The 23,055-nt window shown below is 60.6% G+C and carries 19 protein-coding genes and 1 tRNA gene; 10 read left to right on the plus strand and 10 right to left on the minus strand.

Going from position 1 to position 23,055, the window contains the following annotated elements; translation table 11 throughout:
* Positions 1–35: 35 nt before the first annotated feature.
* Positions 36–2,234, minus strand: coding sequence for a beta strand repeat-containing protein (locus tag B2828_RS04190; RefSeq protein WP_479632439.1), 2,199 nt, complete (start codon positions 2,232–2,234; stop codon positions 36–38).
* Between the two features lie 68 nt (positions 2,235–2,302).
* On the opposite strand from B2828_RS04190, the gene B2828_RS04195 reads away from it, so the two are divergent.
* The gene (locus B2828_RS04195; protein WP_479632440.1) at positions 2,303–2,530 is read left to right on the plus strand and encodes a hypothetical protein; all 228 of its coding nucleotides are present in this window, start codon (positions 2,303–2,305) and stop codon (positions 2,528–2,530) included.
* 55 nt (positions 2,531–2,585) lie between these two features.
* A complete protein-coding gene (locus B2828_RS04200) occupies positions 2,586–3,632 on the plus strand; it encodes a LacI family DNA-binding transcriptional regulator (RefSeq protein ID WP_479632441.1) in 1,047 nt (348 codons plus the stop codon).
* Between the two features lie 208 nt (positions 3,633–3,840).
* Here the strand turns inward: B2828_RS04200 and B2828_RS04205 are convergent, their stop codons facing one another.
* The 5 genes from B2828_RS04205 to B2828_RS04225 all read right to left on the minus strand — a co-directional run bounded on the left by B2828_RS04205 (position 3,841) and on the right by B2828_RS04225 (position 9,958).
* Entirely contained in the window at positions 3,841–6,549 is a 2,709-nt protein-coding gene (locus tag B2828_RS04205) for a cation-transporting P-type ATPase (RefSeq protein WP_479632442.1), read from the minus strand.
* A 352-nt stretch (positions 6,550–6,901) separates the two neighbouring features.
* On the minus strand, positions 6,902–7,978 hold the full coding sequence (locus B2828_RS04210) for a glycosyltransferase family 4 protein (RefSeq protein ID WP_479632443.1): 1,077 nt from the start codon (positions 7,976–7,978) through the stop codon (positions 6,902–6,904).
* A 3-nt stretch (positions 7,979–7,981) separates the two neighbouring features.
* Positions 7,982–8,995, minus strand: a complete 1,014-nt coding sequence (locus B2828_RS04215) for a zinc-binding dehydrogenase (protein ID WP_479632444.1) — start codon at positions 8,993–8,995, stop codon at positions 7,982–7,984.
* A gap of 254 nt (positions 8,996–9,249) precedes the next feature.
* A tRNA-Ile gene (locus B2828_RS04220) sits at positions 9,250–9,322 on the minus strand.
* Positions 9,323–9,433: 111 nt separating this feature from the next.
* Complete coding sequence (locus tag B2828_RS04225; RefSeq protein WP_479632445.1) at positions 9,434–9,958, minus strand: hypothetical protein; 525 nt, start codon at positions 9,956–9,958, stop codon at positions 9,434–9,436.
* A 101-nt stretch (positions 9,959–10,059) separates the two neighbouring features.
* Here B2828_RS04225 and B2828_RS04230 point away from each other — a divergent pair, with 101 nt between their 5' ends.
* From B2828_RS04230 to B2828_RS04240, 3 genes are read left to right on the plus strand one after another with little or no spacing between them, the layout of a single operon-like run.
* A complete protein-coding gene (locus B2828_RS04230) occupies positions 10,060–12,033 on the plus strand; it encodes an ABC transporter substrate-binding protein (RefSeq protein WP_479632446.1) in 1,974 nt (657 codons plus the stop codon).
* 24 nt (positions 12,034–12,057) lie between these two features.
* Positions 12,058–13,050 (plus strand): ABC transporter permease, encoded by a 993-nt coding sequence (locus tag B2828_RS04235; RefSeq protein ID WP_479632447.1) that lies wholly within the window; start codon positions 12,058–12,060, stop codon positions 13,048–13,050.
* 24 nt (positions 13,051–13,074) lie between these two features.
* The gene (locus tag B2828_RS04240) at positions 13,075–14,061 is read left to right on the plus strand and encodes an ABC transporter permease (RefSeq protein ID WP_479632448.1); all 987 of its coding nucleotides are present in this window, start codon (positions 13,075–13,077) and stop codon (positions 14,059–14,061) included.
* A gap of 194 nt (positions 14,062–14,255) precedes the next feature.
* On the opposite strand, the gene lpxK is transcribed toward B2828_RS04240, so the two are convergent.
* Positions 14,256–15,446 carry a tetraacyldisaccharide 4'-kinase gene (gene lpxK / locus B2828_RS04245; protein ID WP_479632449.1) on the minus strand — a complete coding sequence of 397 codons (1,191 nt, stop codon included), beginning with the start codon at positions 15,444–15,446 and terminating at the stop codon, positions 14,256–14,258.
* 28 nt (positions 15,447–15,474) lie between these two features.
* Positions 15,475–16,320 carry a homoserine kinase gene (gene thrB / locus B2828_RS04250; protein ID WP_479632450.1) on the minus strand — a complete coding sequence of 282 codons (846 nt, stop codon included), beginning with the start codon at positions 16,318–16,320 and terminating at the stop codon, positions 15,475–15,477.
* Between the two features lie 134 nt (positions 16,321–16,454).
* Here thrB and B2828_RS04255 point away from each other — a divergent pair, with 134 nt between their 5' ends.
* Both B2828_RS04255 and scpB read left to right on the plus strand, forming a co-directional pair.
* Positions 16,455–17,393 carry a GSU2086 family protein gene (locus B2828_RS04255; protein ID WP_479632451.1) on the plus strand — a complete coding sequence of 313 codons (939 nt, stop codon included), beginning with the start codon at positions 16,455–16,457 and terminating at the stop codon, positions 17,391–17,393.
* A 302-nt stretch (positions 17,394–17,695) separates the two neighbouring features.
* Positions 17,696–18,496 (plus strand): methylmalonyl-CoA decarboxylase, encoded by an 801-nt coding sequence (gene scpB, locus B2828_RS04260; RefSeq protein ID WP_479632452.1) that lies wholly within the window; start codon positions 17,696–17,698, stop codon positions 18,494–18,496.
* A gap of 132 nt (positions 18,497–18,628) precedes the next feature.
* Here scpB and B2828_RS04265 read toward each other — a convergent pair whose 3' ends face one another.
* Complete coding sequence (locus B2828_RS04265) at positions 18,629–19,735, minus strand: glycoside hydrolase family 3 N-terminal domain-containing protein (protein WP_479632453.1); 1,107 nt, start codon at positions 19,733–19,735, stop codon at positions 18,629–18,631.
* 34 nt (positions 19,736–19,769) lie between these two features.
* Here B2828_RS04265 and B2828_RS04270 point away from each other — a divergent pair, with 34 nt between their 5' ends.
* From B2828_RS04270 to rsfS, 3 genes are all read left to right on the plus strand, one after another.
* Positions 19,770–21,002 (plus strand): exo-beta-N-acetylmuramidase NamZ family protein, encoded by a 1,233-nt coding sequence (locus B2828_RS04270; RefSeq protein ID WP_479632454.1) that lies wholly within the window; start codon positions 19,770–19,772, stop codon positions 21,000–21,002.
* A gap of 68 nt (positions 21,003–21,070) precedes the next feature.
* Positions 21,071–21,628, plus strand: a complete 558-nt coding sequence (gene nadD / locus B2828_RS04275; RefSeq protein WP_479632455.1) for a nicotinate-nucleotide adenylyltransferase — start codon at positions 21,071–21,073, stop codon at positions 21,626–21,628.
* Positions 21,625–21,972 (plus strand): ribosome silencing factor, encoded by a 348-nt coding sequence (gene rsfS, locus B2828_RS04280; protein ID WP_479632456.1) that lies wholly within the window; start codon positions 21,625–21,627, stop codon positions 21,970–21,972. The genes nadD and rsfS overlap by 4 nt, the downstream gene beginning before the upstream one ends.
* Positions 21,973–22,038: 66 nt before the next feature.
* Here rsfS and B2828_RS04285 read toward each other — a convergent pair whose 3' ends face one another.
* A complete protein-coding gene (locus B2828_RS04285; protein ID WP_479632457.1) occupies positions 22,039–23,031 on the minus strand; it encodes an alpha/beta fold hydrolase in 993 nt (330 codons plus the stop codon).
* Positions 23,032–23,055: the final 24 nt, after the last annotated feature.

The following is a 23,055-nucleotide window of genomic DNA, read 5'->3' on the forward strand; positions in this document are numbered from 1 at the left end:
CTCTTAAGCTATAGATTACTCACTTTGGGATGTTTTCAAAGCTGGTCTCTGCGGCGCCGCGTCATTTGCGAAAAAACAAGCATTCCGGCCCCGCCGAGAACGGAAACCCAGGCACTCGGCTCGGGCACCACCGCGAGGGTCACGTCGTTGCCATAGCTGTCGCTATTGCTGTTGGCCGTATAGCTCAGGAGATACTCCGTTCCGTTCACCGTAAACGTATAGTTAGAGTTCGAAGTAACCGTGTAGGTAGACCCGCTCGTAATGATCGAGGAAAAGTATCCTGTCGTTGTGCCGCTCCCGGTGTTGTCAATGAGGGTAATGGTCGAGCCCAGCGTCAAGCCGCTCAGCGTGCTAAGATCCAGCGTTCCAGCAAGGGAGACGTTTCCGCTGACCTTGACTTGGTCATAGGACGTACCGGCCACTGTTCCACTCACTTCTGCCACCAGCGTGGACAAGGAGTTCATGGCAAAGTTTCCCGTTACTGTCGTAATCCCGGGGCTATTACCGGGAGCCAACGTGCCACTGGTCAGCGTGAGGTTGCCCGTCACCGTACTGTTGCCTTTGAGCAAGCCGCTGACGGAAGCGCTTCCATCAATGGTGCCGTTGGCGTTCAATGTGGCTCCAGCGGAGACAGAAAGTGCGCTAGTGGATTTGGTAGTGCCGCTCAACGACGTGGTGCCACCGGCCACCGTCACGCCGCTGGAGATGTTGTACCCGGAGAGCGTGCTGTTGCCATAGAGCGTGGTGGCCCCCAAGTTGATGCCGCTGCCGTTGATGGTGGCGCTGGTGGCCGTCACCGTGCTCGTTACGGACCCAGATCCACTCAGAGTCTTGCCGCTCTGTAGGGTCACGGCACTGGTGATTGTGCCGTTATTCACAATGTTGGCATTGAAGGCGGAGGCCGAGGCCGTCGCCCCCGAATAGATCGTCACATCGTTATTGAACGTAAGGCCTCCGGCGATCGTACCGTAATTGCTAACAACCCCGCCCAGCGTGCCGGTGCCGATCAGCGCCGCGGTGCTGGAAACATTAACCGCGCTGCTCGTAATCGCCCCATTGACGCCCAAGGTGCCACCGGCAACCAGAGTCGCGCCGGTGTAGGTGCTGGTACCGGTCAGTGTTAGTAACCCGGCATTGATCTTCGATAGTCCACCGTCGACGGTGCTGCCCAAAGTGGAGTCATGGGTCAGGCCCTTGGCGATCGTGATGTTATAGCCATTCGTGTCAATGATTGCCCCGCCCGCCTGTACGATCGCGTTGTTGATCGTGGTGCCAAGGAAGTCGGTGGTATTCGAGACCAAGGCCTTTAATGTTCCGCCATTGAAATTCACCGTGCTGGAAGCAGCGGTACCTGCGACATAAATTCTACTGGTGGTAAGCGTACCTCCGTTCAAATTGAGGATCCCCCCCGAGGTAGCCTGACCGCTGCTATTCCCAAAACGCAACCCGTTGGTGGCGGTTGTGACCGATCCGCTGTTAATCGTCAAAATAGCCGAGGTCGCCATATTCGTGGCCGGGTAATTTCCGATGGCCATGGAAACGCCGCTCACCGTTCCCCCATCGACTTCAAGCAAACCGTTTACAGCAATCGCCCCAGCTGCGGAAATAAGGCCTCCGGTATTGACTTGCACCTTCGTGGATAAAAGAGAGCCTGAACTACTGCCAATATAAATGGTGGCCGCGCTGCTTGTATTGCTGGTTTTTACCGTTCCACCACTCTCGATGATCAAAGTGCCAGCAGAAGCACTGCCCACCGTCCCAGATCCGACAAGACTCAGAATTTGGCTGTTCGAAGAGCCATCATCTATCGTGACGTTATTGCCGATCGTCGCCGTCCCCCCCGCCACCACAGTCACAGAGAGATTCGTCGTGGCGCTTGTATACAGCTTTGTAGCGCTAGAGGAAGTTAACGTGTACCCCGAAGCGCTAAAGGTCAGGCCGGATATACTCGTCGTACCAGAGGCAAGCGTAATCGTATAAGCCCCAGAGCTTCCGGTAAACACCGCGGCGTTCGTTCCAGTCCAAGCAACGTCCGCGGTGCCATTATACCAGTTCGCCGTGGTCCCATCCCAAGTGCCGCTGCCCGCCGTGGCTGTGGCAGGGGTTCCCGTGGTGATATTGGCATCGGCATCCCAAGTGAGGGTGGCACCGAACCCTGACGGAACCAAAAGGAGTCCCTGCGAGGCAGCAGCCACGGTGAAGACGCATGCAGAATTACGTAATGAAGATTTCATAAACAGGGGATAACTACATCTTATTTACTTTGTGGAAATTGGGGCTTCCTTTTTCCGTGGGTCGCGAAATGAAAAACCAGTCGCTAACCGTACGGAAAGCGAAGGTCTTATCGGTTAAGGAGGAAATTAGAGCCATGGGGATTATGGTGGGGTTTGGAGCGCTCGAATTCGAAGTGAAAAGGAGCACTCTTGGCGGAAATAAACACCCAGGACTTGCTCTCGTCAACGGAAAAATGACACCGGTGACATTTTTTGGAAATTTCCTCGCATTCCTTGCTCTTTTAGGCGAGAACTAGCGTGCGCTCCCCGGATCATGAGGACCGAAAAAAACCGATGTTAGTCAACCCTGAGATGCCTTCTTTAGAATACCAGCAAGTTACGATGGAAGATGTTGCCCGCGCATGTGGCGTGACCAAAAAGACGGTTTCACGGGTTTTTGCGGGCAGCCCATTAGTGAAGGCATCAACGCGGGAAAAAATCCTCGAAGCCGCCAAGCGCCTAAATTACGAATTCAATACACTCGCCCAGAATTTCAACGCGAAGAGGTCGCGTTTCATTGGCGTGGCTACCTCGTTTGTCCAATTGCTGGGGTCCAGCTATTTTGGAGAGCTTTTCAAAGGATTCGCCAAAGAGCTCAACGATTCTCAATGGGACTTTGCCCTCTTTGATACCGATACAGAATCCTTCAACAACGGGGAAAAGCTCGCCAAGCTGTACCGGCAGCGACGCGTGGACGGCTTGCTGGTCGTCGCTCCGCATACTTACGACCGGTTTCTCGAAACTCTGGAACAGCGGCACGTACCCATGATCGTGGTGGGAGTCCGCCCCACCGGCCAGGGGATTTGCTCCGTATCGTGCGACGACGCCCGGGGGATCACGCTCCTGTGCGAACACCTCTACAGCCTCGGTCACCGCCGGATCGGCTTCGTATCGGGTCCCCAATATGTCACGACATCGGAACTGCGAACCCAGGCTTTCCTCGAATTCTGCCGTGCGAAAAAACTGAAATGCCCACCGGAATACATTCAACCCGGCTTCTACGCAATTCGCACAGGAAAGGAAGCCGCGGCAAAAATCCTGAATACCAACCCACGGCCCACAGCAGTCATCGCAGCGAATGACTTAATGGCCTTTGGGGTGATTGAATGCGCGCACGAACTCGGCCTGCGCGTTCCCGAAGACCTGTCCGTGGCGGGATTCGACGACTTGCCGACCGGAGCCGAACGCTCCCCCACCCTGACCACCATTCACCAACCCGTAAACGAAATGGGCCAGAAGAGCGCCTCCCTGCTGCTGGATTCAATCCAAAACCAGCACCTCCCTTCCGGAGGAAACGTCATGGACGTGGTCCTGCAAGTCCGTGAATCAACGGCCCGAGTCAGCCGATCACAACCGTAGCATAAATTATAAATTGATTAGCGATCCGTGCTATTTCATTCCAAGGCCACGCCTGAAATGCCAGGCAGAAGGCACACAGAATCCACGGCTTGTGAAAGCAATGGAACGCTATTTTGAGCCTAGGCAGTATACAGAGCACCAGCAACGGAACTAGGGTGCGGTAGGCAGCACCTGACGCAGACCAGGACCGCGCCTTTACCCTGCTGATTCACTCCATCTTGCGACGCACCCATTTTTCCGTCTCGACAAGGCAATACGCAACAAAGCCAACGCCGATGACGTAAAGCCACGAAAGGGCATCGAGCGGCGCGGTGTGAAAAAGATGGTTCATCAGCGGCGTATGGGTAAAGAGTAATTGCGCACCCAGCATCATCGCGATTCCACCGAAGATCCAAGGATTGCTCCAGAGCCCCACGCTAAACATTGAGCGCAGCAGGGATCGGCAGTTGAGCAGGTAAAAGCATTCGACGATGACAATGACATTAACGACCGTGGTGCGCGCTTCGAGAAGGCTTTTGCCACGCGATTGAAGCTCCCACAGGAATGCACCGTACGCTCCGGCGAACATGACTAGTGTGACTAGCCCCGTGCGCACAAGGAGCGGCGCCGTGAGGATCGGCTGCTGCGGATCACGCGGCGGGCGTTGCATCAGATCGAGCTCCTTTGGCTCGAAGACGAGCATCAAGCCAAGGAGGATTGCCGTGACCATATTGATCCAAAGAAGTTGTACCGGCAGCGCTGGCAACGCGCTACCGAGGAAGATGGCAGTAAGGAGGATGGCCGCTTCTCCGGCATTGGTCGGCAGAGTCCATATGATGAACTTGGTCAAGTTATCGAACACGCCTCGGCCTTCCTCGACAGCGGCTTCGATGCTGGCAAAGTTGTCGTCGGTGAGCAGCATGTCGGCGGCCCCCTTCGCGACATCCGTACCGGTAATCCCCATGGCCACGCCGATATCAGCCTGCTTGAGAGCGGGCGCGTCGTTGACACCATCGCCGGTCATCGCAACGACGTGGCCCCAGGTTTGCAGCGCACGCACCAGCTTGAGTTTTTGCTCCGGCGCGACACGTGCAAAAACGGTAGCACGTTCCGCGAGCTCAGGCAGATCGGCCTCCGGAACGCTCTCCAGCTCGCTACCCGTCACGGCTTTAACCTCGCCATCGCCGCCACTCCCGCGCAAGCCGAGTTGCAGCGCAATACTGCGAGCGGTGAGCGCATGGTCGCCGGTGATCATCTTCACTTCGATGCCAGCCTCCTGGCATTTGCGTACAGAAATAATGGCCTCGGCCCGCGGCGGATCGATCATGCCTTGCAGCCCAAGGAACGTAAGGCCCTGGTGCACATGGTCGTGGTGAAGCTGGTCGTGATCGGGCGCAGCCTCCTTGCGGGCAAAAGCAATCACTCTCAAGCCCCGAGAGGCCATCTGCTCGACAGCCATTTGGATAGCCGCGGCATCCAGCGGCGCGAGCTTGCCGTCATCATCGAGCGCGTGGGCGCAGGTCGCCAGCAAGCGCTCGACGGAGCCTTTCTTGAAAATCATGCGGGGTCCGCCTTCCCCTCGGCTGTGCAGCGTGGCCATGAACTGGTGTTCCGACTCGAAGGGGATCACATCGAGCCGCGGATGGGCAGCTCGTGTGTCAGCAGGAACGAGCCCGGACTTCTGAGCCACAACGATGAGCGCAGCTTCCGTCGGATCGCCTTCTACCTTGAGGCGATCGCCGTCGCGCACGAGTTGCGAATCGTTGTTAAGCACGCCCGCCAGCAGCGTCTCGCGTAGCGCCTCGTGGTGTGCAGGCTCAGCGCGCTGGCTGCCATCGAGCACTTCGCCACCCGGCTCGTAGCCGCTGCCGGTCACGTCAAAGAATTTTCCGCCCGCGAAAATCTGCTGCACGGTCATCTTGTTTTCGGTAAGGGTGCCGGTCTTGTCGGAACAGATGACCGTAGTGCTGCCGAGCGCCTCAACCGCCGGAAGCTTGCGGATAATGGCGCGTTGTTTTGCCATGCGCGAGACGCCGATGGCGAGCGTGATGGTGACAGCGGCGGGCAAGCCCTCGGGGATCGCGCCAACAGCCAAAGCCACGGCGGCCATGAACATCTCGACGGCCTTCTGCCCACGGGCAACGCCAATCACAAAGGTCATCACCGCGAGCGCGAGGATGACCCAGAGCAGCAGCTTGCTGAACTGGGCAATCTTGCGCGTCAGCGGCGTGGAGAGGTTGGTCGCCTCATGAATGAGCCGCGCGATCCGGCCTGTCTCCGTTTGGTTGCCGGTCGCCAACACAACGCCCTCAGCCTGGCCGTAAGTAACGAGCGTCCCGGCAAACGCGAGGTTCTTTCGATCCGCGAGGACAGCACCTTGCGCGAGAGCTGCGTGCAGCTTCTCCACCGGCACCGATTCACCAGTCAGCGCCGATTCATCGACTTGCAGGCTCCGCACCTCCAGCAACCGCAGATCCGCCGGGACCTTGTCACCAGACTGGAGTAGCACGATATCACCGGGCACCAGCCCCTCGGAATTAATGCGCTGTTTGCGAGCGTCGCGCCGCACCGTGGCCTCGGTAATAACCATCTTCGAGAGCGCCTCGATCGCCTTCTCCGCTTTGCTTTCCTGGAAAAAACCAACGAGCGCATTAACAAAGGTGACGGTAAATATCACGGCGGAATCCACATACTCCCCGAGAATGAGTGTCACGGCGGAAGCGAGGAGGAGGATGTACATCAGCGGCTGCGCGAACTGGAGTAGAAAGCGCCTCCATTCGCTGACCGGCTTCTGCGCGGTCATCAGATTCGGCCCAAATTGCCGCAACCTTGCATTGACCTCGGCCTCCGTCAGCCCGCCGGTCCGATTACTCTCTAACAATTGCACCACTTCCGTCTCCGGAAGTTCGTGCCAGTTATTTTGGGTGCGTTCGTTCATGGGCAGTTATTCTCGGGACGCTCATAAAGCCAACATGGATGCGCAGCCCAATCACCGCCGCTCCCGCGCGTATTCGAGAAATGTCCTTCGGCAAAGGATCGGGTTGCCTCCGTTGGCATTCACGGCAATCGCATCAGTGTCCATGGCAATTTCACTTCGCGTTTCGCACCGTTCTCACTCGGGCACGGCTGCGCCTTAGGATCAAAATACAAAACCGGCCCAGATCGTTGTCCCACCTGCCGGTGCCCCCCTGATCGCTACAAATGGCGCGTAGTGGCCAACCGCAAATTCGCCCCTAGCGTCCAGTCAGCTTTTCAAGCCGTCTTCCGGGCCCGCGGCCAACTCCCTCCCCCTACAGCGTGGCCGCCTCCAGCACATTGACATTCCGGGCCAGCAAACTCCGGTAACACTCAAGCGTACCCTCAGCCATACGCTCCGGAGTAAAGCCCAGAGCGCGTTCCCGGGCCCGCGCGGCCATATCCGCCCGCAACCGGGGATCGGTAATCAGCGTCTCCAGGGCCGCGCCAAACGCCTCAGGGGAATTCACCGGGGCATACAGCGCCGCATCGCCCCAGCTCTCGCGCAGGGCCGCCAGATCGCTTAACACCAGAGCGCATCCGGAAAGCGCAGCCTTCAGCGGCTCATAACCAAACGGCTCATAACGGCTCGGCAACGCAAAGATCGCGGCCTGGGCTCGAAGCGCATCCGCGCCCGCTCCCGCCGATGCGCGAACCGGCCAGGTGAGCCTTTGCGCAATGGAATCAAGCAACTCGAAATTCAGCGACTCCTCCTCGCCACTCCCCGCGCAGAAAACCATCGGCTGTTTCCCTACGGGAGCATACGCCCCCCCGTCCAGGCCATTGGGGATCACCCGGAACTCCGGGAACCGCGAAGCAACGCCGCCGTGAAGCAGCTTGGGAATGGGCGCGTAAAGCTTCTCCAGCGAATCAAGCGCGGCATGCGTGGAAGCCATCACCAGGTTCGCCCCACGCAGCCCCGCGGCCACCTCGGCGTGATAACGCGTCCAGGAATGCGGCGACTGCTCCCCGTGCACCGCCTGCCATGCCGAGAGCACACAGCCGTGGGCCGAGATCAGCACCGGGGCCGTCCACGGAAGCGAACCGTGACAGTAATGGCATAGATGCACCACGCGCGGAGAAAAGTGCTCCTCAAGATCCAGCAGCCAATCCCCCGTCAGCGTCACATCCCTCCACGGGTCCGGCATCCACTCCGCCGCATAGGGCTTCCAGCAAACCCGGGCATTGTGAAGCCCGTCAGCCTCCTTCTTCTGCTCCGGCGAAAGCTCCGGGCCCGTGACCGCCAGCAACACCTCCGCCCCCGAGGGTTCCAGCGCCCGAATGAGCGTCATCGCGTACGTCCATACCCCCGACCTTCCGTCGGCCGTCATCAGGATACGCAGGGAGTTCATGGCTTAAAGATAGACCAGCGCTTTCATAAAACCGGTAGGCCGACTGGAGGCCAACAGAAAAGCATCCTCCAGCCGGTTGAGCGGAAAGCGGTGCGTATAGAGCGGCCCGGGTTTAAGCAGCCCGCATTCGAGCGCCGCCACGGCCTCCCGCAACCCCTCGCGCAACACATCGAGCGACGGCTCATGGGCATTGATCACGTCAATTCCCCGGCGGTTCCAGAGCCCGATATCCACCAGGCGCGGCCCCTCACGGTGCGAACCGGCGATCATCAACCGGCCGCGATCGCGCGTCGCCTGGCCCGCTAGATCGAGACAGCGCTGAAGCCCCACCGCCTCAACAACCACATCAAACAACTGGCCGCCATTGAGTTCCCGCATCGTCTCCATAGCCAGCGCATCGTGTTCCGGCTCCTTAAGCAGAACGGCAGCCGAAGCCCCGAGCTGCCGCGCAATGCGCAGAGCACAAGGTCGGCGCCCCACCGCGATCACCCGCGCCTCGGCCAGCACCGCAAGCTGCGTCACCAGCGCCCCGAGAAACCCGAAGCCGATCACCGCCACCGTCTGGCCTTTTTCAATAAAACTGCGGCGGAAAACATTAACCGCCCCCGCGAGCGCCCGTGCCGGGAACGGTTCCGCGTCGAGGCCCTCCGGCAGGGCAACCAGGGCCCGGGCATCCGCCAGCACATATTCCGCAAAACCCGCATGCGTCAATACGCCCACGCGCTCACCCGGTTCAAAATCGCTCACCCCCTCGCCCACCACGGCAACCCGGCCCCAGGCTTCATTCCCAGGCTCTCCAGCACCGAGAGGAAAATTGAGAGGCGCTTGAGGGCGGCCCTGCCAGGCGGCAAGACTTGCCGCGCAAACGCCGCAGCCTTCCAGCCGCACCAACACCTGCCCCCTTTCTGGCTCGGGCACCGGCACTTCGAGGAATTCAATCACGCCGGGCCGTGGAATCACAGCGGCGGTCATCGTGGCACAACCGGTTCGACCAGAGGAAAGAATGGGAGCGCTCATACCTGTCCCTCCAATCGCAACAGTCATGTCACAGCGCTGTAACAAAATGCGAAAACGGCCGTCAGCAGGCCCTGAACGCAAAGACAAAATCCACCGACCCCCCCATCGGGGCCGCTTCCCGTTCAGCGATAAAGAGTTAGCGGAATTTTGCGAAAAAGCCAAGAGCCATCCTCCAGTTAAAAAGAAGAGCAATGCAGCCCCTCTCGGCACGAAGGAATCGCCCGGCGAAAAATCGCAACCCAAACCGTAAAAAGTGGGCCCACTCGGATTCGAACCGAGGACCAAGGGATTATGAGTCCCCTGCTCTAACCGCTGAGCTATAGGCCCAAGCTTCCGCCAACAAGCGGCTCGCGGAACTTACCCCGGACTTCTAAAGGTTTGGGAAACGCAAATCAAGCGCTTGCTGAAAACAAAAGAATCGGCGCTTGCCCCAAGGCCTTAGCTCCCCGAGGAGTCCGAACTGCTGTCGCCGTCGGAGCTGGAGACCTTCAAGGTCGTGTCCCGGTTGGCGCGCCAGGCGGTTTCGAGGCTATTCTGGACTTTCTTGATTTGATCCACGCTCTCCAGCCGGTACTCGACGGTGTGGGCGTGCGTCGTGGTGGGGTAGTTTTTGACAACTTTCTTCCAGATCTCCTCCACCCCGGCCCGGCCCGCGGCCTGGGAGGCTTTGTCCTGCACTTTATCAAGCAGCGTCTGGCCGATGCCCCCCGGGGTCTGCGGAACGATCGGCTCGATGTAGTAGAAGCGCCCCACCACAGCGCCGGTGGTGCCGACGGTCAGCTCCGTGACGCGCGCCGCGCCGTCGACGATGTATTCATGGGTGCTAACGGTGGTAAGCGTCGGGAGGCTCACCACGAAGATGCCGCCAGGCAGTTCGCAGCGCCAGAATGCCGCCTGGGCTCCGGCTGCCAAGAGGACGTGGGCGGCGGCCGCCAGGATCAGGGTCTTTAGGGAGGAACGCATGGTGGTTTCTATTTGCCGCGAATTTCGCCGGTTTGTAAACCGCAATTACGGTTGATTCCCGGCGAATCTGCCCCGATAGTTCGGGCTCTCGAACGAATCGGATGAAGCGGTTTTTTTTCAGATTAATACCAAACCCGTGCCGCTGCCTGGCGGCGCTGCTGGCTCTTGCGATGGCCGCGGGGCTCGCGGGGTGCGATAATAACCCTCATCCGCGACCGCTCCACCAGAAGCGCGCGGACGGCCAGCCGTGGGTCGTCGGCTACCGGGCGATTGGCGAGGACCCACGTTCGCTGGACCCGCAGTTCAGCTACGATACGCTGGGCAACGCGATCATCGGCCAGCTTTACGAGAGCCTGCTACAATACAGCCCGTTTAAGACGAACCCCTACGAGCTGGAGCCGTGCCTGGCCGACGGGATGCCCCGGCGCATCGAGAATGCCGATGGGAGCGTCGATTACGAGATCCGCATTAAGAAGGGAATTTATTTCCACAACGACCCCTGTTTCCCCGGAGGAAAGGGGCGCGAACTGAAATCATCGGATTTCGTCTACACGTTCCAGCGGATCGCCGACCCGGCCGTCGAGTGCCCGGTGCTTTCGACGTTGCAGGAGTTCATCCGGGGGCTCGGGGAAGCTTACCAGGAGGCGCGTAAGGCCGGGGCGTTCGATTATTCCAAGCCGACGGGGGCGCTGACCGTGGAAGACGATTACTCGTTCCGGCTTCATCTGCTCAAGCCCTACCCGCAGATCCAGTTCTGGCTGGCGATGGCCTTCACCACGCCCGTGCCGCGCGAGGCGGTGGAGTTCTACAACGGCAAAAACGGGCGGGAGCAGTTCAAGTTTCACCCGGTGGGCACGGGGCCTTACCGGCTCGATGAATGGGCGCGCGGACGGCTGATCCGCCTGGCCCGGCACGAGCGCTACAGCGCCACGCGCTTCCCTGAGGGAGGCTGGCCGGAGACGGTGGCGGCGACCTGCCAGCCGCTGGCGGGGGCGGCGCTGCCGCTGGTGGACGAAGTGCAATTTCAGGTCATCCGCGAGGCGATTCCCGCCTGGCTGCTCTTCCGCCAGGGGTACCTGGACCGCTCCGGGGTGGGCAAGGATGTCTTTAACTCGGTGATCACGGCGGGGCAGACGCTTTCCGAGGCGTTCAAGAAGCGCGGGGTTCAGCTTTTCAAGGACGTGGGGCCGGGGACGTTCTATTCGCAGTTGAACATGGACGACCCGCTCCTGGGCCAAAACCAGAAGCTGCGCCAGGCGCTCTCAACGGTCTACAACCAGACGAAGGCGAACGAGGTCTTTGGCAACGGCATCGACATCAAGGCCGAGCAGCTCCTCCCCCCGGGCGTGGTCGGTTTTGAGCCGGACTTCAAGAACCCGTTCCGAACGGAAAACGTCGAGCAGGCCCGCAAACTGATCGCCGAGGCGGGCTACCCGGACGGCATCAACCCCCAAACGGGCAAACCGCTGGAAATAACCCTCGATGTCGTGGCGGGCAACGCCGAGAGCCGCCAGCGCGCGGAGTTTGACCAGATGCAGTACGAACAGCTCGGCGTTCGGATCAAGATCAACGAAAACACCTGGTCGCGCTTTCAGGAGACGCAGCTCCGGGGGCTCTTCCAGATGAACTCGGGGTCCGGCTGGAACGCTGACTATCCCGATCCGGAGAACTTCTTTTTCCTCTTCTACAGCAAAAACGTACCGCCCCAGGGGAGCAACTACACGCGCTTCCACAACGAGGAGTTTGACCAACTCTTCGAGCGCATGGCCACGCTGGACAACGGCCCGGAACGGCTCTCGGTGATCCAGCGCATGAACGCGATCCTGGTGGAGCAATGCCCGGTGATCCTGACCTTCTACCCGGTGAGCTTTACACTCAGCCAACCCTGGGCCCCCCGGATCACCGACAACGCCATGCTGGTAACCGGCAAGTACACCGTGATCTACCCCGAGCTGCGCGAGCACAAGATCCGGGAATGGAACCGGACGCCGCTTTGGCCCATCGCGCTCCTGGTCGTGGGCGGCGTGGCGGTCGCCGTCTATGCGGTGCGGCGGGCGCGGCGCAGCATTCTTTAAGACAAGGCCCCAAGTTTTTCCACGATGCTCAACTACTTCATTCGACGGCTGCTCTACATGGTGCCCATCTTGCTGGGCGTCATGTTCATCACCTTCGCGCTCTTCAACATCTTCGCCACGCCGCACGAAATGGCGCTCCAGAACCTCGGGCCCAAAGCCTCGCAGCAGGCCGTGGACAACTGGCTGCACAACCGCGGCTATGTGGACGAGCAAGGGCGCCCCTACCCGCTTTTCATCAACCTGGAAAAGGACAAAGCGTGGTACGATTCCCTCTTTATGCGGAGCATGAAACGCTTCGCGACCTTCGACCTTGGGACGTCGTTTGCCACGGGAGAGCCGGTGGCGCAGATGATCAAGCGCGGGGCGATCCCCTCCCTCTGCATTACGTTTCCGGCGTTCGTCGTGGGGCTCTTCATGGCCATCGGGGCCTCGCTGCTCCTGGTGTTTGTGAAGGATTCGCCGCTGGACCGCTGGGGCACGGTGCTCTGCGTGGCCGGGATGAGCATCCCGATCACGGTTTACGTGATTTTCGGCCAGTGGATCACGGCCAACGTGTTTAATTACTTCCCTGCCTTTGGGTTTAACCTGGAGGGCTTTTCCACGCTTCGCTTCATTGCGCTGCCGGTCACGATCATGATCCTGAGCGGCCTCGGCGGCGATGTGCGGATGTACCGGGCCATTTTCCTGGAAGAGGTGCGCTCGGATTACATCCGGACGGCCCAGGCCAAGGGAGCTTCGCATGCCCGGGTGCTCCTCGTGCACATGTTCAAAAACGGGGCCATCGCGGTGATCACGCTGGTCGTGGCGGCGCTCCCCTTCCTGATCATGGGAACGCTGGTAGTAGAGAGCTTTTTCGGGATTCCCGGGCTGGGCAACCTCATGACGACGGCCATTGCGCAGAAGGATTTTGGCGTGATCCAGGCCGATGTCTGGCTGGGCTCGCTGCTCTACCTCTTTGGGCTGCTGTTAACCGACCTCTGCTACGCCGCGGCCGATCCGCGCATCCGGCTCCAGTGATTTTCTTAACCGCGAAAAAAATTTATGCCTGTCTGGCTCAATAATCTCCTTCTTCTTGCCGGTTGCGGCGTGCTGGTGGCGCTGGTCCGGGGATTCCTGTTCACGGAACGCTCGCACCGGGCTCTGAACCGCTTGCGGCGCGACCGCGTGGGCCTTCTCTGCGCGGCGATGGTGGTGCTTTTCCTGCTGGCGGGGCTTGCGGACTGCGTACTCGTCAACCCGCGCCAGAGCGTGCTGGATTACGCCTTCCGTAACGTGCCGCGCGAAGAAGGCTACAGCGCACCCCTCGCCCGGACGACCTACAGCGAACGAGGGGCCAAGCCGCTGCGGGGCTGGCACCTCATGGGGACCGATTTGCTCGGCAAGGACGTGCTGCTCCAGACGCTCAAGGGATGCCGGACGGCGCTCATCATCGGCGGCCTGACCAGCGCGATCTACCTGCCGCTGGGGACGCTCCTGGGCATCCTAGGCGGGTATTTCCGGGGCTGGGTGGATGACGCAGTGCAGTATCTTTTCAGCACCATGGCGTCGATCCCGGGCATTCTGCTTCTTGTGGCGGTCATGATGACGCTCGGCAAGGGGCTCGACCGAATGGCCATCGCCTTGAGCCTCACGGCGTGGATCGGGCTCTGCCGCCTGGTGCGCGGCGAGACGTTCCGGCAAGCGGCCAAGCCCTACGTGGACGCGGCGCGGGCGCTGGGGCAGAGCCAGTCCAAGATTATCCTGCGGCACATCCTGCCCAACGTGATGCACCTCGTCATCATCAACGCGATTCTCGGCTTTTCCGGCCTGGTGCTGACGGAGACGATTCTGAGCTACCTGGGCGTCGGCGCTCCGGTGGGTACGGCGAGCTGGGGAACGATGATCGACACCGCGCGCATGGAGCTCAGCCGCGAACCGGCAGTCTGGTGGCCGCTCGCCTCGGCCAGCATCACGCTGTTCATGCTGGTGCTTTCGCTCAACCTGCTGGGCGACTCGCTGCGCCGGGCGTTCGACCCGAAGGCAGCTTAAAAATATACAGAACTCCTCAACTCCTCGTTCCCAATCTCCAGATTGGGAACGTCCTCTGTCTGCGAATCTCTGAGTCGTTCCATCCGGCTATGGAATCAGAGATTCCCAGACACCGACGTTACGAATCTGGAGATTCGTAACGAGGGAAAACTCGCCGCAAAAAAGCGCAAAGGGTGCAAAAGGAAACGCCCGCTCTAGTAAAACCGCTCCGGGGCCATCATCGGCAGCGGATTGCAGATGCGCTCGACGCATTCCTGCCAGTTGGCGTGGCCGGTCAAAATTTCGATCTCCACCCGCAGGAAGTAGACGGGCAATTCCAGGTCATTCAACTTGGGAAACCGCACACAGTCTTTTTCCGTGGTGAGGATGGCGTCGAGGTCGCGGTTGACGCAGCGGCGAATAAAGCCCGCGATGTCTTTTTCGGAAAAACGGTGGTGATCGGCAAAGTGCCGCGACAGCTCAATCTTCGCGCCAAGTTTCCGCAGGCCGTCCTCAAAGCTCTCGGGCCGCGCGATAGCGGAAAGCGCGCCGACGTAGCGGCCCTTGAGGTAGGAAAGCGGCTGGCGCTCGCCGGTAAAAACATTCTCCAGATAGCGCGGGCTATGGGTGCACTCGACGATCTGCGCGGTGCGGTTGTAGCGCCGGATGCGTTCGATCAGCGCGCTATTGTCGGCCCCGGGAACGCACTTGGTAACGAAAATAAACGAGGCGCGGCGAAGGTTCTCGGGCGGTTCGCGCAACGTGCCGCGCGGGAGGAGGAATTCGTTACCAAAAGGGGCCTGGCTATCAACGAGCACGACGTCGAGGCGGTGTTTCAGGCGCAGATATTGCAGGCCGTCGTCGAGGAGCAGCGTGTCGCAGCCCATTTTCTCGATGGCGTAGATGCCGCTCTTCACGCGGTCGCGGTCAACCAGGACGATGACATCCCGGAGGTTGCTGGCGAGCATGTAGGGCTCGTCCCCGGCGAGCTGCGAATCCAGCAGGAGCGATTTCCCGTCCGAGACAATGCGCGGGACGAATTCCTGCTTCGGCCCGAGCCTATTGACGATCCGTTTCAAGAGCGGCGGTTTTTTGCTCTTGTAGCCGCGGCTCAGGATGGCCACGCGCCGCCCGCCCGATTGCAAGGCGCGCGCGAATTTCTCGACCACGGGCGTCTTGCCGGTTCCGCCGACGGTCAGATTGCCGATGGAGACAACCAGGCAGCCGAGCGCCCGTTCGCGCATCACGCGGTTGCGGTAAAGCTTGAGGCGCGCCTGGACGATGCCGCGAAAAACGCCCGAAAGAATCCAGAGCACGGCCCGCAAGATCGCCGCCCGTTTCCCAAAACGGTTCCCGAGGATGACCTCGATTACGAACTGTTCAAACTCGTCTAGCCAGCGGCGCACGGGACTATTTTACCAAAGAAACGAAATTTTACGATTTAACCTTTTTGACCCCCTGTTTGTCCGTGGTGGTGATCACGGTGCGGGCGTCAATGCCGGAGGCTTCCCGCATGGCGGCGGCGACTTTTTCCGGGTTCTCCAGGGTAACGCACGCGATGGCTGAGCCCGAGCCGCTCAGGAAACCGCCAAGGGCCCCGGCTTTTTCGCCTGCGCGGATGACATCGGGCATAAACGGCATGAGCGGCTGACGGAAGGGCTGGTGAAGGTAGTCCTCGAACGCGCCGCGCAGGGCTTCGTACTGCCCGGAGGCGAAAGCGGCAGTGATGCGGGCGGCGTTCCCGGCGGAGGCGGCGGCCAAGGCGTGCTTCATCTCGGAAGGCAGGACGCGGCGGGCGTCGTCGGTGAGGATTTCGAATTCGGGAATGAGGAGAACGAAGGAGAGATCGGGGGAAACGTCAAACGAGATGCAGCCATCCATGCTGGCCACGGTGAAGCCGCCGAATTCGCCCGGAGCGGCGTTGTCGGGGTGGCCTTCCAGCTCGCTACACAAAACGAAGAGTTCCTCGCGGTCGAGGGGGCCGTCGGCCAGTTCATTGAGCCCGTGCAGGACGCCGAGGCGCACCGTCACGCTGCTGCCCAGCCCGCGCGATTGCGGAACGTCGCCGCCGATGGCCCAGTCGAACGCAAAGGGACGTATTTCAGCGGCTTCGAAGAAGCGGCTCCCGGCCTTGGCGACCATGGCGGGAAGGGCTTTCCTCGGCTGGCCACGGCTCACCGTCACACGGTTGTAAATCTTCAAGGCAACCCCGAGGCAATCGTAGCCAGGGCCGAGATTTGCAGAGGTGGCGGGAACGCGGTGGGTAACGGACTTCAACATAGAGGCGGGTAGAGGAAAAACGGGAAACCGTAAATAAAGCGGCAAAAAGCACCCCGTGGGAAGCAGGAAGTGAGAATGTGGAGCGATTCCTTGACAGCGCGCCCGGCATCAGCCGCAATACGGGGCACGTTCTCATGAAATTCCCCACCCTCGACTGGTCCAAGATTAAGACGTTTTCGCTCTCCGAGCGCCCCAATAAAGTGAGCCTGGAAGATTTCGCCACCCCTCACGCGGCGGGAGCGAGCTTTGCCGAGTTTGTGGAGCATCTCCCCCGGTTCCTGGGGGCGAAGGACCTTCTTCATGTCGTCGACGCCATCGCCAACGCCGTGCGCGGCGGGAAAACAGTGCTCCTCATGATGGGGGCGCACTCGATCAAATGCGGATTGAACCCGATTCTGGTGGACGCGATGCGCTCGGGCATTGTCAGCGCGGTGGCCTTCAATGGCGCGGCGGCGATTCACGATTTCGAGACGGCTTTCCAGGGGGAAACGAGCGAGGACGTGCAGCGCGGGCTGGACGACGGGACTTTCGGCATGGCCGACGAGACCGGGCGGCTCATGAACGCGGCCTATGCCCGAGGCGTGGAAGCCGGGCTCGGCGCGGGCGAGGCGCTCGGGGTGATGATGGGCGAATTCCCGCAGCGCCGTTTCAGCATTTTGCGCACGGGGGCGGAACTCGGGATTCCCGTGACGGTCCACATGGCCATCGGAACGGACATCATCCACCAACACCCGACCGCCGACGGCGCGGTGCTCGGCGCGGCGACGTACCGCGATTTCCAGAAATTCGCAGGGGTAGTCTCGACGCTGGAAGGCGGCGTAGTCCTCAACGTCGGCAGCGCAGTGATCATGCCGGAGGTGTTCCTAAAGGCGCTCACCGTGGCGCGAAACCTCGGGAGCCCGATCCGCGAATTCACGACCGCCACCTTCGACATGATCCGGCAATACCGGCCCTCGGAAAACGTCATGCGCCGCCCCACGCACCTGGGCGGCAAGGGGTACTACATCGTGGGGCACCACGAGATTAATATCCCGCTCCTCTTCGCGGCAGTGAAGGAGCGGCTGGGGAAATAGGACGGTACGTTGCCCGAGTCCAACTCGGGAACGAGGAAAAAGGCTCACGCAAAGGCGCAAAGGCGCAAAGAGGGGAAACGCTTGCCTTTGTCTTTTTTGCGCCTTTGCGGCTTTGCGTGAGAATAAAATCCCCCTTTTCAATTCTGCGTGAAGCCCCCGCCGCGAAATCGCGCCCTCAAGCGCCTTGCAATCCGCTGAAACCAGGTGATGGTGCTGCGGGGTGTGTGTGTTTCAGGAAGGCGGAGCCGAGGTGAATTTCGTTGATCTTCTTCACCGGAGTGATAAATAATTTTCCAATAAATATGAATGATTCTAATAATGGCCCGAAATTCATCATCAAGACCCGGGAGGACCGGATCGGAACGCTCCAGTTCAACAATGACGCCAAGCTCAATGCGCTGAACCACGAGATGATGCAGGAGTTCGTTCAAGGGCTCCTGGATTTGGAAAAAGAGGGCGTGCTCGTGATCATCATTCGCGCTCGCTCGGGCGCCCGCATCTGGTCGGCGGGCCACGACATCAAAGAACTCCCGGAACCCCGGCGCGATCCACTTTCCTACGGCGAGGGCCTGGAGACGCTGCTGCGGCATGTCCAGGACTGCCTGGTCCTGGTCATCGCCATGGTGGAAGGCTCCGTCTGGGGCGGCGCTTGCGATCTTTGCTGCTCGTGCGACATGGTGATCGCCGCCGAGGGGGTGACCTTCGCGATGACTCCGGCAAAAATCGGCATTCCCTACAACGCCTCTGGGCTGATCCACTTCGTCAACCACGTCGGCGTGAACAAGGCCAAAGAGATGTTCTTCACCGCACAGCCGATCCCGGCGGTCGAAGCGGTGAGCAACGGCTTCATCAACCACGTGGTCCCGGTGGCGGATTTGGAAAAATTCACCTACCACCTCGCCGAGACCATCGCCTCCAATGCCCCTCTGGCCATTCGGGCAATTAAGAAGCAGTTCCGGCTCTTGACGAAGGGAACGCTAATCGACGCCGAAACCGCCGAGAAGATCCAATCCATCCGCCGGGAAGTCTACGATAGCGCCGACTACGGCGAGGGAATTCAGGCCTTCAAAGAAAAGCGGAAACCGCATTTCCAAGGGCGCTAAACCCACAAAACCGCAAATGGAATAGCCGCAAAAAGGCGCAAGAGGCGCAAGAGGCGCAAAAATGGAGCACTACGACCACAAAATGTCGGCGCACCTCTTCCCCTTTGAGCTTTTTGCGGCTAACCCTTCGGTTTAATACGTCTCCACGGGCGAGCGTTTGCCGTTTTCCGGGCTGCGCTCGCGGGCTTTTTCCTCACCGAGGGTGTCAACGCGCAGTTGCCAGACCTCGGCATCGCGGCGTTTGAATTCCTCTTCGCTGAATGGGTCCGGCGGCACGAGCTTTTTCTTGAATTCGTGGACGCTCTCCAGAGCCCGGTCGAGCGCGGCGGCGGGAAGATGATCCAGGATGCGCCAGGCATCCTCGACGCACTGGATGCGGTGGCAGATCATCGCGAGATCGTTACCCGAGGTGATGGCCAGCCGGATGGTCTCATCCAGGCCGTAGTGATTGAGGATCGCCCCCATGTCGAGGTCGTCGGTCATGACGAGGCGCTTGAAGCCGAATTCCTTTTTCAGCAAGCCGGTGATGACGGCCTCTGAGAGCGATGTGGGCGTGTGGCTCGGGTCGAGCGCCGGGTAGAAGGCGTGGCAGATCATCATCGAATCGAGCTGGTCGGCGGTGATGAAGTGCCGGAAGACGGCTAGTTCAGCCGCGTCGAGCTCAGCCCGGGTGCGCTTGACTTCCGGCAGCTCATGGTGGGCGTCGATGGTGGCGCAGGTGTAGCCGGGGAAATGTTTGCCGCAGGAGGCGATGCCTTCCTCGCGCAGACCGTCGTTGAACTGCCCGGCGAGGTGGATGACCTGGTCCACGGTTTTGCCGTAACAGCGGCCCCGCAGGGAATTGTCGGCCTCGTCGTCGAAGGAAATATCAAGGACGGGACAGAGGTCCAGGTTAAAGCCGAAGAGGCGCAGGAGCCGCCCGGTGATGTGGCCGTGGCGGGCGACCAGCTCGGGGTCCCCTTTGTCGCGAAGCTGCTGGGCGTTGGGCGGCTCGTTGCCGATCTCGCGCAGACGGGAAACGCGGCCCCCCTCCTGGTCGATGGTAATGATCGGCTCCACGGAAGAAAGATCGCGTAAATCGTCGATCAACTTGCGAAGTTGCAAAGCCGATTTAATGTTTCGCCCAAACAAGATGTAACCGCCCGGCTGGACGCGACGAAAGACCGCCGCGCTCGCGCTGTCCAGTTCGGGGCCGGGGACGCCCGAGAGCAAGAGTTGACCTATTTTTGTCCGTTCCATACGATAAAAAGAATTCCCCCCAAGCTAAATTTTTATGTTCCGCATTCAATCGAAATTCCGTCCGTTTTTCCCCGTTTTGCTGGCCGCCTTTTGTTGCGGCCTGCTCGCCACGGGGAGCCGGGCCCAGGCCGAGCGGGTTGAGCTCGGCATTGATGTCCTCAAGCAGCACGAATTTTCCATCCTCCAGGGGAAACGCGTGGGGCTGGTGACCAACCACACGGGAATCGACTCCGAAGGGGCAAAAACGCGGGTCGTTCTTTCGCGGGCCCCCGGGGTAAAGCTCGTGGCGCTCTACGCACCCGAGCACGGGCTGGACGGCGTGGTCGGGGCGGGCAAATACGTCTCGGCCCAGAAGGACCGCGTCACGGGGCTGCCGTGCTATTCGCTCTACGGCCCGACGCGCAAGCCCTCCCCCGCGATGCTCAAGGGGGTCGATGTCCTGGTCTACGACATGCAGGACATCGGGAGCCGCTCCTACACGTATATTTCCACGATGGCCAAATGCATGGAGGCGGCGGCGGAAGCCGGGATCCCCTTCATCGTGCTCGACCGCCCGAATCCGCTCGGCGGGTTGCGGGTAGAGGGGCCGCCCATGGAGGAGCGCTGGATTTCTTTCGTCGGCCAGCTCCCGGTGCCCTACATCCACGGCATGACGGCGGGCGAACTGGCCCAGATGGCCAACGGCAAGGGCTGGGTGCAGCCGAAGTGCAACCTGACCGTCATTAAAATGCACAACTGGCAGCGCTCCATGACCTGGGGCGACACCGGACTGCGCTGGATCGCCACTTCGCCAAACATCCCCTACGCCAGCTCCCCCTTCTACTACGCAGCGACGGGCCTCGCCGGGGAGATCCAGGGCATCGAAACGGGGTGCGGCGGGCCGGAGCCCTTCCAGGTGGCGGCCTGCAAATGGACCAGCGCCGGGCAGTTTACGTCCTACATGAATTCCTGCAATCTGCCGGGCGTGCGCTTCACGGAGTATGCCAAGGGCGGTTTCCAGGGCTCCAAGCTCTCGATCGACCCGAAGGCCGAGGCGGATATCTGCTCCATCGGGGTCTACATCCTGGCGGCAGCACAGAAAGCGACCAGCCGGAGCATTTTCACCGGGCCGGATTCGCACTATGACCTTTTCTACAAATGCTACGGGAGCAATTCGATCCGCTCGCAGATCGAGCGCGGCGTGCCCCCCTCGCGGATCGTGGCCAGCTGGGCACCGTACAACCAGCGCTTCATCTCAGAGCGTCGGCCGTATCTGATTTATCCCTAGTTAACCGCCGGAATTTCCAGGCTGGCGCGACGGGCTGCGATGGCGTACATTGCGGCCCGTAACGTTTTATGAAGCTAGGTTTTTACGGAGGCACCTTCGACCCGATTCACCACGGCCATCTCATCATGGCCCGAGAGGCTGTGGAAAAGCTGTGCCTGGACCGGCTTTTCTTCATCCCCAACGCCGTGTCGCCGCATAAAACCCAGACCCGCCCGGCCCCGGACTCGCTGCGGGCGGAGATGGTCCGCTCGGCCATCGAAAACGAGCCCCGCTTCGACCTGGAGGAGATGGAGCTCAACCGCGTGGGGGTCTCCTACACGATCGACACGGTCGTCGAACTGCGGGAGCGCTACGGCACGAAGGCGAAGTTTTTCTACATGGTGGGCGAGGACAACCTACCCGCCCTTTCCACCTGGCGGCGCTTTGATGAGCTCAAACAGATGGTGACCTTCGTGGTGCTCTGCCGCAGCGAGAGCGCTACCTCCTACCCGTACCAGACGCTACACAGGCGGATCGACATTTCGTCGACGGAAATTCGCAAGCGGATTGCCAACGGGCAATCGATCCGCTATTTGGTGCCGGACAAAGTCCACGATTTGATTATAAGTAACGACCTTTACCGATGACCTCTGAAGAACTCGCCCAAGCCTGCGCCAAATACGCCTCTGACAAACAAGCCACCAATATCGTCGCCCTCGATCTGCGTGGCATCTCAACTTTTACGGACTTTTTCGTGATTTGCTCGGGCAATTCGGAACCGCAGTTGAAAGCCATCGCGGGCGGGATCACCGAGGGGCTCCGGACAGAGCATGGAGAAAAGCCCAACGCCCAGGACGGCTTCCCGCTAAGCCAGTGGGTGGTAATCGACTACGGGGACGTGGTGGTCCATATTTTCCACGAATCCAAGCGCGACGTCTACAGTCTGGAAGACCTCTGGAATGACGCACCGCGGCTCGAAGTGGCGGTGTAGTCGGCTCTTGCACTCCCGCGCGCTCGTTCCTGAGTTCAACCTCGGGAACAAGGAGCCACGGCGGGTTTAGACCACCCGCAACGTCGGGTCGAGCTGTTCGTTGAGCGCGGCGACCACGGCGGCCGGGTCCTCCAACGCGGCGAAGGCGCCAACGCGCGGGATCACGGCCAGGTTGCCGTGCGGCAGCAGCTTTTGGAGCTTTTCGCCCGCTTCCAGGGAGGGCATGCCCGGTTCGCTGCCCCAGAGGAGCGTGACGGGCGTTTTGAGCTGCCCAATGCGCGGCTCCAGGTCGAAATTGAGCCGCCCGGCGTGCAGGCTGCCGATGGCGTATTCCGCGCCGCTCTGCTGGGCGCAGGTGGTGAAGACTTCGACGGTTTCCTCCGAGAGCTTGCCCGCGTCGGCGAACCCGGCGGCAAGCCAGTTGCGCACGGCGTCGCGGGTGGACTGGTAGTTGCGGTAGAGGAAGCGGTGAAGGGAGTCGAACCGCGCGGCCCAGCGGGTGCTGCGACGCAGGCGGCCGAAGCCGAATTCCCGGGTGCCGGTGGGCATGTAAAGAATCAGGCGCGAAACGAGGTCGGGGTGCTGGCTGGCCAGGAACACGCAGAAGCCCGCGCCGAGCCCGCTGCCGATGACGATCGGCTTGACGTCGTCGCAGGTGGACTGGATGAAATCGGCCAGCATCCGGGCGTAATCGGCCGCGCTGAAGCGGGCCGCGGGGCGCTGGGATTCACCAAAACCGATCAGGTCCGGGGCCAGAACGCGAAAGCGGCCCGCGAATTCCGGATAAACTTTCGACCACTCAAAGGAGGAGCCGCCCAACGAAACGCTGTGGACGAAAAGCAGCGGCTGGCCGGTGCCGGACTCGTGGTAAATGACGTGCCCCAGCGAGGTGTGCATTACCTTGGTGGAGAAAATGGCGGGCGAGATGGTCTCCGGCAGGAGCGCTTTGCGCATGGGCCGGAAGGCGTATTTCAGCGCAAAAACGAGGGCTCCGGCGAGGCCCGCCCCCAGGCCGACTCCCACCAGTTTCTGTTTTTCGTTGCGCAAGACGTTTCTCATCGCTCGGCCTCCATTAGATCACTG

Source organism: Spartobacteria bacterium UBA695, from assembly GCA_002298145.1.
Taxonomy (GTDB): Bacteria; Verrucomicrobiota; Verrucomicrobiia; order Chthoniobacterales; family Chthoniobacteraceae; genus UBA695.

Coding starts and splice junctions, on each gene's coding strand:
- scpB (WP_479632452.1), top strand. CDS start 17,696: ATGAATGATTCTAATAATGGCCCGAAATTCATCATCAAGACCCGGGAG.
- B2828_RS04215 (WP_479632444.1), bottom strand. CDS start 8,995: ATGAGCGCTCCCATTCTTTCCTCTGGTCGAACCGGTTGTGCCACGATG.
- nadD (WP_479632455.1), top strand. CDS start 21,071: ATGAAGCTAGGTTTTTACGGAGGCACCTTCGACCCGATTCACCACGGC.
- thrB (WP_479632450.1), bottom strand. CDS start 16,320: ATGTTGAAGTCCGTTACCCACCGCGTTCCCGCCACCTCTGCAAATCTC.
- B2828_RS04200 (WP_479632441.1), top strand. CDS start 2,586: ATGCCTTCTTTAGAATACCAGCAAGTTACGATGGAAGATGTTGCCCGC.
- B2828_RS04210 (WP_479632443.1), bottom strand. CDS start 7,978: ATGAACTCCCTGCGTATCCTGATGACGGCCGACGGAAGGTCGGGGGTA.
- B2828_RS04235 (WP_479632447.1), top strand. CDS start 12,058: ATGCTCAACTACTTCATTCGACGGCTGCTCTACATGGTGCCCATCTTG.
- B2828_RS04195 (WP_479632440.1), top strand. CDS start 2,303: ATGAAAAACCAGTCGCTAACCGTACGGAAAGCGAAGGTCTTATCGGTT.
- B2828_RS04255 (WP_479632451.1), top strand. CDS start 16,455: ATGAAATTCCCCACCCTCGACTGGTCCAAGATTAAGACGTTTTCGCTC.
- B2828_RS04225 (WP_479632445.1), bottom strand. CDS start 9,958: ATGCGTTCCTCCCTAAAGACCCTGATCCTGGCGGCCGCCGCCCACGTC.
- B2828_RS04240 (WP_479632448.1), top strand. CDS start 13,075: ATGCCTGTCTGGCTCAATAATCTCCTTCTTCTTGCCGGTTGCGGCGTG.
- B2828_RS04265 (WP_479632453.1), bottom strand. CDS start 19,735: ATGGAACGGACAAAAATAGGTCAACTCTTGCTCTCGGGCGTCCCCGGC.
- B2828_RS04190 (WP_479632439.1), bottom strand. CDS start 2,234: ATGAAATCTTCATTACGTAATTCTGCATGCGTCTTCACCGTGGCTGCT.
- rsfS (WP_479632456.1), top strand. CDS start 21,625: ATGACCTCTGAAGAACTCGCCCAAGCCTGCGCCAAATACGCCTCTGAC.
- B2828_RS04285 (WP_479632457.1), bottom strand. CDS start 23,031: ATGAGAAACGTCTTGCGCAACGAAAAACAGAAACTGGTGGGAGTCGGC.
- B2828_RS04270 (WP_479632454.1), top strand. CDS start 19,770: ATGTTCCGCATTCAATCGAAATTCCGTCCGTTTTTCCCCGTTTTGCTG.
- B2828_RS04205 (WP_479632442.1), bottom strand. CDS start 6,549: ATGAACGAACGCACCCAAAATAACTGGCACGAACTTCCGGAGACGGAA.
- B2828_RS04230 (WP_479632446.1), top strand. CDS start 10,060: ATGAAGCGGTTTTTTTTCAGATTAATACCAAACCCGTGCCGCTGCCTG.